The following is a 17,239-nucleotide window of genomic DNA, read 5'->3' on the forward strand; positions in this document are numbered from 1 at the left end:
CAGTTTCTTTCTTTAATTTCCGTCTAAATATGGGCTGTCAAAACTGTCCGGAAACCCGATGCCGGAAAGAGAGGGAGATGTCTGCCCGGAGTGTCAGGTTTTCCAGTCTCTGAAAATCCAATATTGGGAAAGCCAATACTGGCAGAAATGGCAAAGGCGATAAATCAGCAGAATCGGAATCCATACCTGAACGGGAAAATCCCATTTAGGCTGAAATCATCTTTCGGACAGTTAAAAACAGGTTTCTGCAGAGCATAGGGGATTTATCCCCCGTACCCGTTGAGCACAACCTGAAACATCAGGAATTTCAAGGCTTCAGAGTTTACAGTATTTTGCCCGGTTGGAACCAGAGAGGAATGGCTGGACGCAGACGCATTCCTCCCCATCGTCCAGAAGAATACAGTTGCCGCCGTCATAGTTACAGCATTCATGTATCAGCTTACGCATCCGGCGGTACTGCGGATAATTCATAACCGGAATCTGATTGTGGATAAAAACACCTCCTTCCTAACAGAAAAAATATCCCTCTGCTATATAGTTCATTTTTGGGGCAAAATGACGGGGGTATTTTGAAAAAATTATAAAAAATTCATAATTGCCGTCTGTATAAAACATTTCAAACTCACTTGCAGTCAGTTCAATTTCCTGCCCGCAGACTTCAACTAACCGATACTCCAGGCAGAAATGTAAAAATCCTGCGTCAATAACAGTTAAAGGTGTTCGATTTATCCAGTTTCGATTGGCTTTGTGTTCCTGCATTTGTTTTTTCTCAAAATCTTTCCTCGCCTATTTATCGACTTACGGGTGTAAATTTTTCTTTACTCATATTGGCTATTTTACCCTCACATTCTCAAGCCAGTTTTCCATAGTTTCTTTCATAGTTCCGGCTTCAAAACGCTTTCCTTCCATCCAGCGCATTCAAAAGATAAGCCATATTCCGTCCAAGATTTCTCATGGTTTCCAGACCTTCTCCATCCGACTGAACATCCCCCGGCATCTGCCCGTAAGCCATCGGCCAATAGGAAGAACCGACTACAAACATATTTTGCAGCATAAAGCAATGATTCATGGAATCCAGTGCGGAAAGTGCGCCGCCTCTGCGTGCTGCCGTAACCGCCGCGCCGACTTTATGTGCGAACAGATTTTCGCTGCGGTTCATATCCGTTACCACCGATGCCCGTTCCAAAAGCGCCTGCATATTCGCAGACATATTTGCCGTATAAACCGGGGAACCGAGAATGATTCCGTCAGCCTGTGTCATTTTTTCAAAGATTTCCTGAAACTGATCCTTTTTGTGAACGCAGTTCTTCTTTCCGCTGCAGGCCCAGCAAGCCTTACAAGGCTCCATTATTTTGCCGGAAAGCTGAACCATTTCCGTTTCAATGCCTTCCTTGTTCAGTTCCTCAAATACGGTATTGATAAGAAGCGCTGTATTTCCATCTTTTCTCGCACTGCCGTTAATCGCTAAAACCTTCATGTCTATTTCCTTCATCTATGTATTTTTAATACCAGTCATGCTTTTCGCCGCGGTCAAGGTTATTGATCTGCTCCATTTCCTCCTCTGTCAAAGAGAAATGATACAGCTCCGTGTTCTCCTTGATGTGGTCGGGATTACTGGAACCGGGAATTACTACCACGCCTTTTTGCAGGTTCCACCGCAAAATGACCTGTGCGGAAGATACATCGTGCGCTTTTGCAATTTCCGAAATCACCGGATCGCCAAGCAGCTCTGCCGTATATCCCCGTCCGCCCAGCGGATACCAGCCCTGCACCACAATCGCTAAATCCTGAATAAATGGGATGACATCATTTTCCTGATAGTAGGGATGAATCTCATTCTGCACGAGTGCGGGAACCGTATCCACCTGCGGCAGAAATTCAGTCAATTCCTCCACATACCAGTTAGACAGACCAATGGAACGAATCGTTCCATCTGCCACAAACTGCTCCATTGCCTTGTATGCCTTCACATCATTGCCATCCGGGTGGTGCAGGAGCATCATATCCACATAACCGATATTCAGACGATCCAGACACGCCTGAATGGACTGCTCCGGGTTTTCCATTTCACTGCCCGGATAGATTTTTGTGATAATGAAAATGTCCTCCCGCTGAATGATCCCCTCATCGATTGCCTCCCGGATTGCCTGACCGATTTCCTCCTCATTGCCGTATGCAGAGGCGGTATCAATAAGACGCACGCCGCTGCTCAGCGCAGATTTTACAGCATTGATACATTCATCCCCGTGAAGACTGTAGGTTCCAAGCCCATTGATCGGCATCTCATAGCCGCTGTTCAGCCTGACTGTCTTTGTTTCAAAATCAAATTCTGCTTTCACAGTCGTTTCCTCCTCCGTGTCTGTTGCAGCACTCTCAGTAGGTGCCGCTTCTTCACTTTCCTGCGCTCTTTCTGTAACTTTAGATGTTTCTATATTTCCGGCAGCGTCCGTTTCCGTCTGTACGGTCTGGCCACAAGCCGTCACAGAGAATACCAACGACAGAAGAAGCGCAAGGCTAACTATTTTTTTCATGTACATCCTCCTCAACGGAATCGTTTCTTACGGTTTTAAGTACCCTTGCAGGCACACCGCCCACCACAGTATAAGGCGGAACATCCTTTATCACTACGGCTCCTGCCGCCACCACAGCCCATTCCCCAATCGTTACGCCGGGCAGGATCGTGGCGTTTGAGCCAATCCAGACATGGCTTTCTATGGTGATCGGCGCATAATGATTTTTACGGTTCTTTGCCGGATCAAGGTCATGGTTAATGGTTGCAAGCACTACATTGTGTCCAATGAAAGAACCGTCCCCAATGATAATGCCGCCTTGATCCTGAAAATGGCAGCCGGAATTGATAAACACATCTTTTCCAATCGAGATATTTTTTCCGAAGTCCGTGTAAAACGGTGGGAATAAGCGAAATGTATCGTCAATCTTTTTTCCTGTGAGCTGTTCCATAAGCTCCCGCAATTCTGCCGGAGTATGGTAACGGTTGTTCATTTCCATCCCGATCTGGATTGCCTCCTGAAAAAGCGTGTTTGCGTATGCTTCCCGCTCTGGGTTTTCTACTGCTGATTCCCCAAACCCTTTGATTACTTCCTCCACTGTCAAATTCAATTCGCCTCCCTGTGTGTAAATACGGATTTCATCGTTCACTCCATCTCTTTTTCCCATTCCCGCAGGGTGTGTACGCCGGTTTCATCGCCCAGATGATTTCCAAACACCTGATCCCCTCCGGCAGCGCCAGCGCCCCAAGCCCAGGCTCCTAATGCGATTTTCGGTATTGTTGTATTCATTGTATCGGCCTCTGGTATAATCAGCAGCTCCTTCGGTTCCACTGCAGCTTTGTACGCATCCTCCGAATAATAGCGAGAGTGTGCATTTTCCCCGGCGACCATCAAAATCGGTCTGGGCGAAACTTCCTTAATGTTTGTCATCAGCGGGAAGTTCCAGAAAGCCACCGGCATAGTAGCCGTCCATGAAGAAACAAAATTGACTGCGCGAGGATGACGGGCGCGTTTATAATAATAGTTGTAAAACGCCGCAAACACAGCATCAGCCTCCTCCGGCAATTCAGCCGGGACTTCCATAACGTCGGTCAGCGGTTCACCTGTCTCGTCAAAGCCGATTTCGTGATTGCCGAGTGCAAAAGCGCCGTTTTTTGCATCCTTCCAACGCTGATTGCTAAGATATTCTTTTATTTTGTTACGCTGCTCCTCGGTATAATAATCCATGTGGCCACGGCTCATATCGCGAGACATATCGTACATGGACATGGTTGCTACGGCCTTTATACGGGTATCTGTTCCGGCAGCGGTGATCGCCATGCCGGACAGACCGCAGATTCCGATCACACCGATACGGTTCCGGTCTACAAAGTCCAGTAATCCGATGTAATCAACAGCAGCACTGTAATCCTCAGTAAAAATATCGGGAGAAGCAGTATTGCGAACAGAGCCGCCGCTTTCTCCTCCAAAAGAGGGATCAAACGCCAATGCCACAAATCCATAAGTAGCCATCTGTTGTGCATACAGACCGGAAGCCTGTTCCTTTACCGCTCCAAAGGGACCTGCCACAATAATCGCAGGATTTTTTTGTGCCGGATAATTTTCCGGCAGGTAAAGGTCTCCTGCCAGTTCAATTCCATAGCGGTTCTGAAAGCGAACCTTTTTCATTTCAATATTCCAATAAATTTCAAATGTTCTGGTATCCATCGTCATTTCGCCTTTACAAAGTTATACCTTATCGCGCAGCGCCCGCTTCGGAGAAGCCTGCGTTTGCGAGTGCCCGGATGGGGAGCGTATCACAGTAACGGCCATCCTCTATAAGCGCCATACACTGTTCGGTTGTTTTCGTATCGCAGCCAGCATCGATTAAGTTTTGATAAATGCTTCCATACACATCGTTTGCCTCTGCCATCTCTCTTACCTTCTTCTGGACTCATTATAAAACCGTCGCAGTTGAATATCAAATACATATAAATAATGGTTTTACATACTTGAAAGGTATGAGAGTTTTTGATACAATAGGAGACATCAATCCAAAAGGAGATCGCAAATTTGGATATTCGGGTATTGCAATATTTTCTCGCCGTAGCGCGAGAAGAAAGTATTACGAAAGCTGCGGAAGCCCTGCAAATGACACAGCCGCCGCTTTCCAGACAACTGAAAGATTTAGAACAAGAAGTTGGAAAACAACTGCTCATCCGGGGGAGCAAAAAGGTCACACTAACCGAGGACGGGATGCTGCTGCGTAAACGAGCAGAAGAAATGATTGACCTTATGGAAAAAACAAAGGCGGAACTTAGCAGCTCTAACGAAAATATCAACGGAGAAATTTATATCGGTGGCGGCGAAACCGATGCGATTTCCTTTTTTGCACAGGCAGCCGCAACATTGCAGAAGGAACACCCACTGATCCATTACCACATTTACAGCGGCGATGCCAGTATCGTAACAGAAAAAATAGATAAAGGGCTGATTGATTTCGGTTTATTGATCGGCCCCTTTGATGTGACAAAATACGATTACATGAGACTTCCTATAACCGACACATGGGGCGTATTGATGCGAAAAGACAGCCCGCTGGCTGAAAAGGAATCTGTCTGCGCGGAGGATTTGTGGGACAAGCCTCTGATCTTATCCCATCAGGCATCCATCAGCAGTGAAATGATTTCGTGGCTGAAAAAAGACATCAGCAAGCTCAATGTTGTTATGACTTATGACCTGATTTATAATGCTTCTCATTTTGTAAGGAAAGGACTCGGTTATGTGATTGCATTAGATAAACTTATCAATACCACCGGCGACAGCGAGCTTTGTTTCAGACCGTTATACCCGCGTATGGAAGCCAAATTGTGTATTGTCTGGAAAAAGTATCAAGTTTTTTCAAGGGCTTCCAATGAATTTTTGAGCCAGCTAAAAAGAGAGTGGGGAGCAGAGCAATAATTTTTGTGTTTATATAGTATACAAAAAGCTGGCTTGTTCTGAGTTCCTGATACTACTGGCAAGCAATGTATCTTTACGTAAAAGCTGCCCATACGCAGAAATTTCGTAAACGAATTTCTGCATAATGCTTGTTGGTGACATGTCCCCAAGCCCCTGAAATCATTGCCGTGGGCAATGGCTGCGCGTTCCGTTGGAACACTGAAAAAGTTATATTTGCTATTTTGAAAAGAGAAAAACTGCTATGCAATCGGCGAACCTTTTGCATAGCAGTTTTCTGTTTTTGTTTCGTATCATATAGCGCGAACTGCGCCAGTTTTATTTTTATACCAGCTCAAGAACTACTTCCATCGCTGCATCACCTTTACGCTGGCCGATCTTTACGATTCTTGTGTAACCACCGTTGCGGCTTGCATACTTCGGTCCGATCTCATCGAAAAGCTTTGCTACAAGATCAACTTCCTTTGTGTTTTTCTTCTTGCCAGCAGCTTCTGTCGGAACCTCTTTTACCGGATAAAGAACCTTCAGCATCTGACGACGTGCGTGCAGTCTGCTCGGCTTATCCTTTTTGATTTCCTTCTGTACTTCATCGTATACGGTAACTTTCTTACCGTCTACCACTTCTTTTACTCTCTTGCCGTCTTTATCTTTGCGTGCAACCTTTGCAGTAACAGTAACTGTCTCATAATTGTCTTTCTCTCTTACTGCCATAGCAATAATGCCTTCTGCAATTTTACGCACTTCTTTTGCTTTGGATTCTGTTGTAACAATTTTGCCTCTGTAAAGCAGAGCTGTTACCTGATTGCGAAGCAGAGCCTTTCTCTGATCTGCGGTTCTGCTGAGTTTTCTATAACCTGACATTTCTATTTTCCTCCATTCCGGAACACATCGCCACGCTCTTCGGTCTTACTGGGGATATGCTTTCTAGTCCATCGTGTAATCTTTCACCAGCTTACTCGTCGCTCGGATTCAGCGAGAGTCCAAGCTCTTTCAGCTTGCCAAGTACTTCTTCCAGAGATTTACGGCCCAGATTACGAACCTTCATCATATCTTCGGAAGTTCTGTTGCAAAGCTCTTCTACGGTATTGATGCCTGCACGCTTCAGACAGTTGAAAGAACGTACGGAAAGCTCCAGCTCATCAATGTTCATCTCAAGAACTTTTTCTTTCTCGTTGTCTTCCTTCTCAATCATAACCTCTGCCGATTTTGCATTCTCGGAAAGGTCAATGAACAGACTTAAATGCTCGCTCAATACCTTCGCAGCAAGGCTGACAGCCTCGTCCGGCTCCAGCGTTGCATTTGTATATACATCCAAAGTCAGCTTATCATAGTCGGTAATCTGACCTACACGCGTATTCTCTACAGTCAGGTTCACGCGCTCAACCGGTGTGTAAATTGCATCGACTGCAATCACACCAATCGGCATATCCTCTGACTTGCCTTTGTCAGCACTGATGTACCCGCGGCCATTTGTAATCGTAAGCTCCATATAAAGCTTGCTGTCTGCACCGCCGTTCAGCGTCGCGATTACCTGGTCCGGATTCATGATCTCAATGTCCTGATCCACCTGGATATCCGCCGCTGTTACCACACCTTCGCCTTCAAATTCAATATACGCAATTTTGGCTTCATTCGTCTCACTGGTGTTTTTGATCGCCAGCGATTTAATATTCATAATAATCTCTGTAACGTCTTCTTTCACGCCAGGAATAGAGCTGAATTCATGCAGTACGCCTTCGATTTTAACCTGGCTGACAGCAGCTCCCGGCAGAGAAGAAAGCATGATTCTTCTCAGAGAATTTCCCAGGGTCGTACCGTAGCCTCTCTCAAGAGGTTCCACTACAAATCTTCCGTATCTTTTATCCTCTGACATTTCTGCAATTTCAATTTTGGGTCTGTTGAAATCGAACACTATTTCGCCCCTCCTTAACTGGGTTTGCTTTTTTGAGGGAGTTACATATACTAAAATATAGGCCGCCATACACCCTCGATCTTGCTTCGCGTTCTCGAGCTTGACGAATATAATCGCCGTGTCCCCGCCGAATTTCTTCGTCGTACACCTTCGATTCCGCTTCGCTCCATCTGCGCAACACGCTTTCACACTAGGCTCGAAAACACCTCACCAAGTGTTCCATGTGTCAGGCGCGGGCTTCGCCCTATAAAATCACCGGCTGACAAAAATGTACGTAAACGCACATTTTGTCTCCCGCTGATTTTGCACGGCTCATGCCTACACGACTATTTTGAATACAACTCGACGATAAGCACTTCGTTTACCGGAACGTCGATGGCTTCACGGCTCGGAAGCTCTTTTACAGTTCCTCTCAATGCTTCTGCATCTACATCCAGCCATTCCGGAACAAGGCGTCCGCCTGTTGTCTCGAGAATGTCTTTGTATCTCTGAGAACCTTTGCATTTCTCTTTGATTTCGATTGTATCGCCTGCCTTGATCAGGTAGGACGGAATATTCACCTGCTTGCCGTTTACAAGAACGTGTTTGTGGTCAACGATCTGTCTTGCTTCTCTTCTTGTTCTTGCAAAACCAAGACGGAATACTACGTTGTCCAGACGGCTCTCCAGAAGTACCATCAGGTTTGTACCTGTCTGTCCCTGCATTCTGTCGGCTTTCTTGTAGTAGTTACGGAACGGTTTCTCTAACACGCCGTAGATGAATTTTGCTTTCTGTTTTTCGCGAAGCTGAAGGCCGTACTCGCTTACCTTACGATTCGCACGCTTTAACTCTCTGTTGGATTTTTTATCTATTCCTAAATAAATCGGATCAAGACCAAGTGATCTGCATCTTTTAAGAACAGGAACTCTGTTAACTGCCATCTCTATTAGACCTCCCTGATTAGACTCTTCTGCGTTTTGGCGGACGACATCCGTTGTGCGGTACCGGCGTTACGTCGCGGATACTGATTACTTCAAGACCATTTGCGGAAAGCGCACGAATTGCTGCTTCTCTTCCTGAACCCGGTCCTTTTACGAATACGTCTACTGTCTTTAAACCATGTACTAACGCTGCCTTTGTAGCAGTTTCTGCAGCCATCTGTGCTGCATACGGAGTAGATTTCCTTGAACCTCTAAATCCAAGACCACCGGCACTTGCCCATGATAAAGCATTTCCCTGTGCATCCGTCAAAGTAACGATTGTATTGTTGAAGGATGACTGGATATGTGCCTGTCCACGTTCAACGTTTTTCTTAACGCGCTTTTTTGTCACTTTCTTTGTAACTTTTTTAGCTGCCATAATCTAAACTAACCTACTTTCTTCTTAATTTTTACGGGTATGTTAACTGCTTACTTTTTCTTATTAGCTACTGTTCTCTTCGGACCCTTACGTGTTCTTGCGTTGGTCTTTGTCTTCTGACCACGAACCGGAAGGCCTTTTCTATGACGGATACCTCTGTAGCATCCGATTTCCTGCAGTCTCTTGATGTTGAGGGCTGTATCTCTTCTGAGATCACCTTCTACCATATAATGCGCATCGATGATGTCACGGATTCTCGCAACTTCCTCATCGGTCAAATCTCTGACGCGTGTGTCAGGATTTACATTCGCTGCAGCCAGAATCTTGTTTGAGCTTGTTCTACCAATACCGTAGATATAGGTCAAACCGATTTCTGCACGTTTTTCTCTTGGTAAGTCTACACCAGCAATACGAGCCATGTAATTGTTCCTCCATTTTCTTATTGTCTCTAATTGGGGCAGTCATAGCCGCCCAGCCACCGAAGTGACCTTTCCATCTCATTAAGCTGTGAGTGCGATCCACGTACACACTTCCGCGCGTTCCGTAAGGAATGTGCACACTCTTGCATGACATGCTCATTTTGCGCCAGCGGTATTTGCACAAAATCGTGTACTGCCAAATCCTGAGCTGGTATTAAAAGCAATATCGCAACGAAATAAAATCCGGACTATCTATATAAAAGAGTCATATTCTCATTTATTCCATCGTTATATTGATTTATGACTGTGATCCTTCTTCCAGAAAAGATTCTAATATCCTATCACAGAAAAATTTCTCACTGTCATTCCGCCGTTTTGTGTGATTAGCCCTGTCTCTGTTTGTGCTTCGGGTTCTCGCAGATAATACGGATGCTTCCTTTTCTCTTGATTACCTTACACTTTTCACAGATTGGCTTCACTGATGATCTAACCTTCATGGTTAATCCTCCTTTCACCTTTGTTCTGTTTTTGAGCATACGAATAGACGCACTATCCCCGTGCCCACAAAAGTACAGATATCATTATAATACGTGCTTTTTGAAATTGCAAGCAGAATTTTCCTGAATCATGTAGGCTTCCCATAAATCCTTAAAATAATTGATCTTTCACACCTGTCCTCTTTTTCCTGAACTCCCGCGGTGTCATCCCTGTCATCTTTCGAAACAATGCTGTGAAATAAGACGAGGTTTCAAACCCCAGATTCTGCGCAATCATACTGATCGGCAGGTCGGTCTGTAAAAGCATTTTCTGTGAAAAATATATTTTTTCGGAATTAATATAACTGTTCAGCGACTGCCCTGTCATCTTTTTAAAATAAGAGGACAGGTATTCCGGTGAAAACCCAACGTATTTTGCTAACATGCTCCGGTTGATTTCCTCCGAAATATGCTCTGAAATATAGTAACGAATCTTCTCAATCTGGCCTGGCTGACGTGCTTCTGATGTCTCTTCCTGCTGCTCCCTGCGGCGCATAAGCTCTACCATCGCGCGCCGGATCATGTCTTCCAGGACAGAATACTCGCTTGTTTTCAGCAGATAGGAGAATACGCCAAGGGAAATTGCCCGCTGCGCATAAGAAAAGTCCGGAAAGCTACTAAGAATAATTGTCATACAACGGTACGATTCCTCCCTGCACCAATCAAGCAGATGCAGGCCTGATTTCCCCGGCATTTCGATATCAGTAATCAAAAGATCAATCGCTCTGGTACGCAGAATTTCCATCGCCTCCGCCCCGCCCATTGCCGTATAGACTTCCTCGGCCAAAAGCGCCTTCCAGTGAATCTCTCTGCAAAGTGAATTCAGGTATGGAACATCATCATCAACAATCAACACGTTCATTTCTTTCCCCCGTTTCTTTCCTTCTGTTCTGTTCTCCATGCCTGGTACTGTCCGGATAATTCCAGACACACCTGCGTTTCTCCCGCCTCCTGCATTTTTCCCAGCATTTCTGGAAGATAAATATCCGGATCAAGCTGCCCGCTTTCCAATCCGTAAGTGTACTCGGATGCAATTTTATTTATCGCTGCATTTTCCGCCTTTACCGCTGTATCATCAAAAGCAAAAAAAAGATTCGGGGCTTCCACAGCAGATCGGTTATAACAGTCCAGCATATCCCACAGCCGTGCATCGTCTCCATACCTCACATCTGTCATATATTGGTTAGGCAATATCCAAGAAGCATCGTTAAAAAATCCTTCTCTGCCCGCAGGCACGATCGTATCATCTTCACATTTTTTATAATGTACTCCTTCAATTCCATTCGCAAGCAGATTAATCAGATCTCGGTCCGTGTAAAGAAGATTCAGCAGCTGCATCGCTTTCTCTGGGTAAGCACATTCTTTTGAAATACCCCAACAGCCCCTTTCCAGAGAAGCATTTGTAATCATTGGCTTTGTCAGCTCCTTTACAACCATACTCCTGCCGCAGTGATTGCTGACCTCTGTTTCTATTCCCGGTTTATAAGCACACACATAGGAAAATAGGATGCCTGACCGCACCAGATCAGCTGCCTGTATCTCCTGTAAAGCCGAATATTCATACAAATACCCTTGTTCATACCACTTTCGAAACAGCTGTACCAGCTCCCGGTAGTCCTGTGTCCCATACCAATTTGCTACTTCCCCGTCATCTTCTGACACACAAAATACCGTGTTTTCAAATCCATTCCATGTATATCGGTACAAAAGTCCTCTTTTGGTACTGTAGCTGCAGATCATTTTCATTCTCTCCTCCAAAGGCGCGAGCCATGCAAAAAGCTGATCAAAATCTGCATAAGTTTGAAGAGAATCCAGAGATATTTTATACTTTTCAAGAATATCCTTCCGCATCGCAATTCCCTGGCCGCTCACATAATCCCCGAGCGAGGGAATGGATCTCAGTTCATTTCCCTCCAGCAAATCCTGGCCGTTTTTTTTGAATAGTTCCAGAATATCTGTTCCATATTCGGCTACCAGCTCTGTAATCTCCGCAAATTCATAACCATTCATTGAGGCATGCAGCAGATCAAAAACAGCCCCCTCTCTTTCCAGTAGCAGCATTTCCTTGTTCCGCCTCGTATCCTTTCCGGTCAGGCGAAGTACAGGTACAAAGCGTACATGGACTCCGATTTTGCCATACACTATCTCATCTGCCAGTTCCGTAATTTCTGTCAGCTCCTCCGGAATTCGATTCTCAAAAAACAGGGGCGCTGTCAACAGTATTTCCTCTGGACTTTCCTGACCATACCCCTTCCTGCTAACCAGGCTCAGTATAACAACCACCATTAAAATGATCTTTCCTCTTTTCATATCCCCCTCCATACGTAAACACAGCCCGTTTTCGTTTTATAGACATCTTTTCTGCTAGGAAACAGGAAAAAACACCTCTGTTTTTGCACCGCCTTCTTCCATATTCTGCACCCGAACTCCTGCATCAGCTCCATAAAACAGCGTTAAACGCCTGCGGATGTTGCGAATCCCTATCCCATGTCCCCAATCCTGTACAGCCGTTATCTCATCATCCAGCAAATACCTGAGAGCCTCTTCGGAGAATCCTGCTCCATTATCTGCAACGGAAATGCACAGATAATGTTTTCCAGCATCCTGCTCCTCCCTGGCCTCAATCCGTATCCTGATATTTTCCACGCTGTCCCCACTGTGTTTCATTGCATTTTCCACCAGTATCTGAATCAGAAGAACCGGTATCTCATAGTCCAGAAATGCTTCTGCACAGCAAATTTCCAGAGTATACCTGCCATTATGCTGTACATTCTGCAACCGGATATAATTGCGGATAAACGTCAGCTCTTCATCCAGCAAAACAGTTTGACTGCTATACAGTACGTATCGACAGTGAAAGATGAGCAACCGGATCATCTCATCCGCCATCTCCGATTTTCCCTCTCTTGTCAGGCACCGCATATTATTCAGTACATTTACAAAAAAATGGGGTCTTATCTGAAGCTGATACAATTCTACCTGTGTCTTCTGGTTTATAATCTCTTTTTCATAAATGTCAATCCTCAGATTGCGAATATCATTTGCCATGTCAATTAATGCACGATACACCTGCTGAAACTCCGCAGTTTCCTTTTTATCCCGGTGCAGTTCCTTTTCTCCCCCGCTTCCAAGGCGGTCAATATTCTTCGTCAGATATCTGAGCGGACGGAAAAGATCCCTACGCAGAAAAATCAGATAAATCAAAAAGAGGCAAAATGCTGCTGCCATAATAATAAACATCAGCCATTTCGTCTGCTTCAAAGTCTGATACACAACATCTCCGTTCCATAGAACAGTCACAAAAAACGGTGCCTCCGAAAGTTGTCTGCTTGTCTCAATCCCTCTTTTTTGTTTTCCGCTGGTTCCCTCCGCCAACAGTGGTCTTCCTTCCATATCTGCAAAAAACACAGATTCAACCCCCGGGAACACTGTATTCCGTATGTTTTCAAATAAATGATCTTCTGATATCCAGCACCCGAACAGATTCCCTCCAATCGGAATTCCCAGATAAAAATAAAATGTCTCTCCTACCTGCAGAGCCTGAAAGATGTCCCTGGTCAGAACCGCCTCCCCGGAAATCTGACAGACTGCTTCATACAAAGCATCTGCTACCTTTCTGTTTTCTGTATAGGAGCTGTTATAATTCTGTACAAAAACAATAGTTTCCTCTCCCAGCCAAAACAACGCATCAATTTTCTCCTGCATTGTCAGTAAATCAGTGAGATGCTCCCCTGCACTTTCTATCTGCTCCAGTGCCTCCATACCGCTGCCCGGCTCGATCTCCAAAATTCCGGAAGAATTTGTTTCACTGTACAAAATCCTCTTCGCAGAAGAAAAGATTCTGTCTATATCTACCGCAAATGGCTTCAGCGATTCCTCATAATTTACAATCATCTGATTCTGGAAGGCTTTGAAAATCCAGTTCATTCCAATGCTGAGGATCAGCAAAATCGGACAGAGAAATACAAATATCCAAAATATCATCTTGCTGCGCAAAGAACATGGCGATCTGTCTTTCTTTTTCCATTCCATTAATGCCTATCCTCCTTTTATTTTCAAAATCCATAAAAAGAGCGGCCGATTCAGCCACTCTCTTTACGTAAGAGATAAAAATCTTTGTGCTGTTTTGCAGCTTCTATTCTGCTGCTGTCGCCTGTTCCCACAACCCTGAAAGCAGGTCTTTAAACGCATCGTTGATCACGCCAGACGGATATTTTACCGCTTTGCCCCAACGGTGACTGTTGTTGGAAATTGCCACATCGTCCGGATAATAGCTGCGATAGCTGTCTTCCTCCGCATGTGTCCAGCAATGATTCACAACCAGCGTATTCTCGGTCGGTGCATCTCCACATACGGTTTCGTCACGTACTGCAACGCCAATTGCATTATAAAGCTCATGCGGAACACCGGCAAAAGTGATATCTCCAAGCCTCATAACGGTCATAAACAACTGAACCATCGGATACTCTGTCGGCTCAAGAAACTCTCCGGTCTTCTTATCTTTTTCATAGTACAGCTCATCAATAGGAGCTACCTCGCTTCTGCCCCACGCAAAACTAATCGGTGTGTCTGACACAAAGTCATTTTCTTTTTCGATCTGCGCAATTGCTCTTTGTACATCTTCAAACTGAATGGCTGCATAATAAGTGGCTGTCTCAATCATACCACCATTAACCGGAATCTCCAATACAGAATCCGTATAAGGGCTTTCAAAGTTAAAGGTATTGCGCAAAACCGGGTTCTGATCGCCTGCCGCACCGCTCATCCACAACGCAACTGCCCCCGGATATTTCTTCTCCACGTACTGTGAAACGAGACCTGCAATATCCGGATGAACCGCCGCATTTGCTGATGTCAGTCCGTCTTTGTTTTCCGCCGCATCCAGAGCGTCTATGCTTCGATAATTTTTTTCATACGGTTCACAGTACGCAACATTTTTCTCCAGTTTTGTACTCAGAACTGTGTTTTTGATCTGCTCCGTATCATAAATGCCTTCCTCAATGTCACTTTCTTCTGCAATTCTTACTCCGTGCGCCTCATTATAGTCCGGATTAAAATAGTCATTCGCATAAAGTAGTGTATTATGCATTGCGTAATGTACGATAAACGCGATCGGCTCCTTGTCACCTGTGCGCTCTCTGAATTCTACTACGGAAAGTGTTTTGTCAGAAAACCCTTCTCCATTATAGCCTTCCAGGGTTCCAGGAATCAGGTCGCCGAGTGGATCATACGGATTCTGCACCAGGTTATTGCTGTACTTTGTATCACGGTTTACATTAATATAGCTGTTTGTGGTACCCAGGGATACCTCCGCCGGCACCATGGACGCTATTGCCGTTTCTGCAGCTGCAACCATCTGCTTCTTTACCATTGCGCCCCATTTTGCCTTATTTTTCGCTGCAAGATCTGCCAGCGTATTTGCCGGGTCATCCGTCCGTATCTCGATATCCAGCCCGTCCGCCCAATCAGCCGTTGTAATCTCCGGAGCTGAATGCATATGTGTTGTGGACCAAAAAACCTGAGCCTTCGGTACGCCTGTTTCACTGCTCAACGTTTCGATAAATTCCGCCGGATAAGGCCCTTTTCCTGTCTCAAAGCTTAAGATCAGAGAAGTATTCTCCGGTGAAGCATTCTCGCCCGCATTGCTCACAGCAATGACGCGTACATAAATGTCCTCCACCGCACCGATGAACGTAAAACCTCTGTTACCGCTTCCCCAAGTGGTCGGATACATGTCTGACGTAGGCGTAATCACCTCCATGCCCACTCCTACCATCAGTCCATCTGCCCCGTCTTTCGGCGTCTGCTCCTGTGCAGATATCGTTCCCACCATTACGCCGGTCAATAGCATACTGGCGCTTATTACTGCCGAAAATAACTGCCTACCGCGTTGAATAACTGTTCTCTTCATAAAAATACCTCCTTTTTGTTCGCTTTTTGATATAAAAAGTTTACACAAAATAGAAGATAAGAACTATCAAGATAATATGCAAAATTATTAAAATAATAATCTGTTTCAATCGAGTAGGGAAGATTTTCCCCTACTCGCCGTGGCGGGGCAGGCCGCATATGTGGCATATTCCTTTCTGCTTTGTGCACATAAAAAAGAGGATGTCAGCAATTTTGCAACACCCTCTTTGTCTGATTTGAAATTCCCACGGCATTTTACCGCTTTTATTTATCTCTCCAGATAATTCTGCCCTTTGTCAGATCATACGGAGAAAGCTCAATCGTAACCTTATCGCCCGGAAGAATCCGGATAAAGTTCATGCGAAGCTTTCCGCTGATATGCGCCAGTACCACATGCTTGTTTTCAAGCTCTACCCGAAACATGGCGTTCGGCAGTTTTTCCAGTACGGTACCTTCTACTTCAATGACATCTGCTTTTGACATATAGACCTCCTGTCATACACTATACATTTCCTGTTTATTTCCGCGAGGATCAAATATCCTGTGATTCGCAGCCTGATATTTCACTTCCCTGCAGATTCTGGTAATCCTTTAGGATTCGTCTCACGTGGGCATCCATTGTGATGGACTGCAGCTGCACCCGGATCTCCTCCGGCAGGTGTCTGATTACCTGTACATGCTTCTGCTTTTTTTTCTTAGGCGTCTCCAGAAGCCTCCGCCTGCCGTCTGACAGCCAGAAATATGTGCCGTCATCCTTCAACACCACATACAGGATACCTTTATCATGCCCGGCTCTCGAGACAGCCAGCATCTCTGATCTCCATTCCCTCACGTTCTTCCTCCGTGCCGCATCCCGGCGGCAAATTTGACCGTTTTTCTCTGCGTGCCGTCTCAGAACGGAAACTTACGCCCTTCCGGACTGTTCTCACTTAAAGTAAGAATCTCCGGTTCGCCTTCTGTGATCAGGATCGTATTCTCGTAATGCGCCGACAAGCTTCCATCCTCTGTCACTACGGTCCAGTCGTCATCAAGCCATTCCACATCTGCCCGTCCGGCGTTGATCATCGGCTCAATTGCAAGCGTCATACCCGGCACAAGACGAATACCACGGCTTTTTTGGCGGAAATTTGGAATCTGCGGATCCTCGTGAAGCGCATGACCTATGCCATGACCAACCAGGTCTCTCACCACACCATATCCAAAAGATTCTGCATAGTCCCCGATTGCTGCTGAGATCTCATACAGCCGGTTTCCGGCCTTTGCAAATTCAAGTCCTCTGAAAAAGGATTCCCTCGTCACATCAATCAGCTTCTGTGCCTCCGGCGAAATCTTTCCCACTCCATAAGTACGGGCAGCATCCGAATGCATACCTTTATAAATCAGGCCTGCATCAATGCTCACAATATCCCCCTCCTGCAGAAGCTTCTCTTTATAAGGGATTCCATGGACCACTTCATCATTCACAGAAATACAAAACGATGCCGGATAACCATTGTAATTGAGAAAATTCGGTTCACACCCGAAGCTGCGGATCACACGCTCTCCCAATTTATCCAATTCATGCGTTGAAATACCCGGACGAATCGCATCTGCAAGTTCTTTATGGACAATCTCAAGAAGCCTTCCGGCCTCCCGCATCAGGTCAATTTCTTTTGCAGACTTCACTGTCACTGCCAT

At 45.4% G+C, this 17,239-nt stretch carries 19 protein-coding genes and 1 pseudogene; 1 reads left to right on the forward strand and 19 read right to left on the reverse strand.

Features of this window, described 5'->3' with window-relative positions:
- Positions 1-360 precede the first annotated feature (360 nt).
- The 6 genes and pseudogenes from AC6I2O_RS04910 to AC6I2O_RS04935 form a co-directional block, all read right to left on the reverse strand.
- Positions 361-471, reverse strand: a pseudogene (locus AC6I2O_RS04910) (cysteine-rich VLP protein); the annotation flags it as partial.
- 418 nt (positions 472-889) lie between these two features.
- Positions 890-1,477 (reverse strand): flavodoxin family protein, encoded by a 588-nt coding sequence (locus AC6I2O_RS04915; protein WP_497741999.1) that lies wholly within the window; start codon positions 1,475-1,477, stop codon positions 890-892.
- A gap of 25 nt (positions 1,478-1,502) precedes the next feature.
- A complete protein-coding gene (locus AC6I2O_RS04920) occupies positions 1,503-2,531 on the reverse strand; it encodes an aldo/keto reductase (RefSeq protein WP_497742000.1) in 1,029 nt (342 codons plus the stop codon).
- Positions 2,515-3,159: an acyltransferase gene (locus tag AC6I2O_RS04925; protein WP_497742001.1), complete on the reverse strand. Its 645-nt coding sequence runs from the start codon at positions 3,157-3,159 to the stop codon at positions 2,515-2,517. Before AC6I2O_RS04925 ends, AC6I2O_RS04920 begins: the two co-directional genes overlap by 17 nt.
- Complete coding sequence (locus AC6I2O_RS04930; protein ID WP_497742002.1) at positions 3,156-4,217, reverse strand: alpha/beta hydrolase; 1,062 nt, start codon at positions 4,215-4,217, stop codon at positions 3,156-3,158. Before AC6I2O_RS04930 ends, AC6I2O_RS04925 begins: the two co-directional genes overlap by 4 nt.
- A 28-nt stretch (positions 4,218-4,245) precedes the next feature.
- Complete coding sequence (locus AC6I2O_RS04935) at positions 4,246-4,422, reverse strand: hypothetical protein (RefSeq protein WP_497742003.1); 177 nt, start codon at positions 4,420-4,422, stop codon at positions 4,246-4,248.
- 140 nt (positions 4,423-4,562) lie between these two features.
- Between AC6I2O_RS04935 and AC6I2O_RS04940 the strand changes: the two genes are divergently transcribed.
- Positions 4,563-5,450 (forward strand): LysR family transcriptional regulator, encoded by an 888-nt coding sequence (locus tag AC6I2O_RS04940; protein ID WP_497742004.1) that lies wholly within the window; start codon positions 4,563-4,565, stop codon positions 5,448-5,450.
- 321 nt (positions 5,451-5,771) lie between these two features.
- Here the strand turns inward: AC6I2O_RS04940 and AC6I2O_RS04945 are convergent, their stop codons facing one another.
- The 13 genes from AC6I2O_RS04945 to map all read right to left on the reverse strand — a co-directional run bounded on the left by AC6I2O_RS04945 (position 5,772) and on the right by map (position 17,239).
- The gene (locus AC6I2O_RS04945) at positions 5,772-6,308 is read right to left on the reverse strand and encodes a bL17 family ribosomal protein (RefSeq protein WP_120392469.1); all 537 of its coding nucleotides are present in this window, start codon (positions 6,306-6,308) and stop codon (positions 5,772-5,774) included.
- Positions 6,309-6,399: 91 nt separating this feature from the next.
- Positions 6,400-7,359 (reverse strand): DNA-directed RNA polymerase subunit alpha, encoded by a 960-nt coding sequence (locus tag AC6I2O_RS04950; protein ID WP_120392470.1) that lies wholly within the window; start codon positions 7,357-7,359, stop codon positions 6,400-6,402.
- Positions 7,360-7,685: 326 nt separating this feature from the next.
- Positions 7,686-8,279, reverse strand: coding sequence for a 30S ribosomal protein S4 (gene rpsD / locus AC6I2O_RS04955; protein WP_120392471.1), 594 nt, complete (start codon positions 8,277-8,279; stop codon positions 7,686-7,688).
- A gap of 19 nt (positions 8,280-8,298) precedes the next feature.
- The gene (gene rpsK / locus AC6I2O_RS04960) at positions 8,299-8,697 is read right to left on the reverse strand and encodes a 30S ribosomal protein S11 (protein ID WP_120392472.1); all 399 of its coding nucleotides are present in this window, start codon (positions 8,695-8,697) and stop codon (positions 8,299-8,301) included.
- 50 nt (positions 8,698-8,747) lie between these two features.
- Positions 8,748-9,116: a 30S ribosomal protein S13 gene (gene rpsM / locus AC6I2O_RS04965; RefSeq protein ID WP_120392473.1), complete on the reverse strand. Its 369-nt coding sequence runs from the start codon at positions 9,114-9,116 to the stop codon at positions 8,748-8,750.
- Positions 9,117-9,499: 383 nt separating this feature from the next.
- Complete coding sequence (gene rpmJ, locus AC6I2O_RS04970) at positions 9,500-9,613, reverse strand: 50S ribosomal protein L36 (protein ID WP_003022746.1); 114 nt, start codon at positions 9,611-9,613, stop codon at positions 9,500-9,502.
- A gap of 151 nt (positions 9,614-9,764) precedes the next feature.
- Complete coding sequence (locus tag AC6I2O_RS04975) at positions 9,765-10,553, reverse strand: response regulator transcription factor (protein WP_497742005.1); 789 nt, start codon at positions 10,551-10,553, stop codon at positions 9,765-9,767.
- Positions 10,511-11,962 carry an ABC transporter substrate-binding protein gene (locus AC6I2O_RS04980; RefSeq protein ID WP_497742006.1) on the reverse strand — a complete coding sequence of 484 codons (1,452 nt, stop codon included), beginning with the start codon at positions 11,960-11,962 and terminating at the stop codon, positions 10,511-10,513. The genes AC6I2O_RS04975 and AC6I2O_RS04980 overlap by 43 nt, the downstream gene beginning before the upstream one ends.
- Positions 11,963-12,016: 54 nt before the next feature.
- Positions 12,017-13,684, reverse strand: coding sequence for a sensor histidine kinase (locus AC6I2O_RS04985; RefSeq protein ID WP_497742007.1), 1,668 nt, complete (start codon positions 13,682-13,684; stop codon positions 12,017-12,019).
- 103 nt (positions 13,685-13,787) lie between these two features.
- Positions 13,788-15,563 (reverse strand): type III secretion system chaperone family protein, encoded by a 1,776-nt coding sequence (locus tag AC6I2O_RS04990; protein ID WP_120392477.1) that lies wholly within the window; start codon positions 15,561-15,563, stop codon positions 13,788-13,790.
- Between the two features lie 263 nt (positions 15,564-15,826).
- Positions 15,827-16,045, reverse strand: a complete 219-nt coding sequence (infA, locus tag AC6I2O_RS04995) for a translation initiation factor IF-1 (RefSeq protein ID WP_087222625.1) — start codon at positions 16,043-16,045, stop codon at positions 15,827-15,829.
- Between the two features lie 49 nt (positions 16,046-16,094).
- On the reverse strand, positions 16,095-16,394 hold the full coding sequence (locus AC6I2O_RS05000) for a KOW domain-containing RNA-binding protein (RefSeq protein WP_497742009.1): 300 nt from the start codon (positions 16,392-16,394) through the stop codon (positions 16,095-16,097).
- A 59-nt stretch (positions 16,395-16,453) separates the two neighbouring features.
- Positions 16,454-17,239: a type I methionyl aminopeptidase gene (gene map, locus AC6I2O_RS05005; protein WP_120392479.1), complete on the reverse strand. Its 786-nt coding sequence runs from the start codon at positions 17,237-17,239 to the stop codon at positions 16,454-16,456.

This window comes from Blautia sp. St.27G3, assembly GCF_059728505.1.

Excerpts from the sequence above, each read along its gene's own strand:
- AC6I2O_RS04915 (WP_497741999.1), bottom strand. The coding sequence starts at position 1,477 with ATGAAGGTTTTAGCGATTAACGGCAGTGCGAGAAAAGATGGAAATACA.
- AC6I2O_RS04920 (WP_497742000.1), bottom strand. The coding sequence starts at position 2,531 with ATGAAAAAAATAGTTAGCCTTGCGCTTCTTCTGTCGTTGGTATTCTCT.
- AC6I2O_RS04930 (WP_497742002.1), bottom strand. The coding sequence starts at position 4,217 with ATGGATACCAGAACATTTGAAATTTATTGGAATATTGAAATGAAAAAG.
- AC6I2O_RS04935 (WP_497742003.1), bottom strand. The coding sequence starts at position 4,422 with ATGGCAGAGGCAAACGATGTGTATGGAAGCATTTATCAAAACTTAATC.
- AC6I2O_RS04945 (WP_120392469.1), bottom strand. The coding sequence starts at position 6,308 with ATGTCAGGTTATAGAAAACTCAGCAGAACCGCAGATCAGAGAAAGGCT.
- rpsD (WP_120392471.1), bottom strand. The coding sequence starts at position 8,279 with ATGGCAGTTAACAGAGTTCCTGTTCTTAAAAGATGCAGATCACTTGGT.
- rpsK (WP_120392472.1), bottom strand. The coding sequence starts at position 8,697 with ATGGCAGCTAAAAAAGTTACAAAGAAAGTGACAAAAAAGCGCGTTAAG.
- rpsM (WP_120392473.1), bottom strand. The coding sequence starts at position 9,116 with ATGGCTCGTATTGCTGGTGTAGACTTACCAAGAGAAAAACGTGCAGAA.
- rpmJ (WP_003022746.1), bottom strand. The coding sequence starts at position 9,613 with ATGAAGGTTAGATCATCAGTGAAGCCAATCTGTGAAAAGTGTAAGGTA.
- AC6I2O_RS04975 (WP_497742005.1), bottom strand. The coding sequence starts at position 10,553 with ATGGAGAACAGAACAGAAGGAAAGAAACGGGGGAAAGAAATGAACGTG.
- AC6I2O_RS04980 (WP_497742006.1), bottom strand. The coding sequence starts at position 11,962 with ATGAAAAGAGGAAAGATCATTTTAATGGTGGTTGTTATACTGAGCCTG.
- AC6I2O_RS04985 (WP_497742007.1), bottom strand. The coding sequence starts at position 13,684 with ATGGAATGGAAAAAGAAAGACAGATCGCCATGTTCTTTGCGCAGCAAG.
- AC6I2O_RS04990 (WP_120392477.1), bottom strand. The coding sequence starts at position 15,563 with ATGAAGAGAACAGTTATTCAACGCGGTAGGCAGTTATTTTCGGCAGTA.
- infA (WP_087222625.1), bottom strand. The coding sequence starts at position 16,045 with ATGTCAAAAGCAGATGTCATTGAAGTAGAAGGTACCGTACTGGAAAAA.
- map (WP_120392479.1), bottom strand. The coding sequence starts at position 17,239 with ATGGCAGTGACAGTGAAGTCTGCAAAAGAAATTGACCTGATGCGGGAG.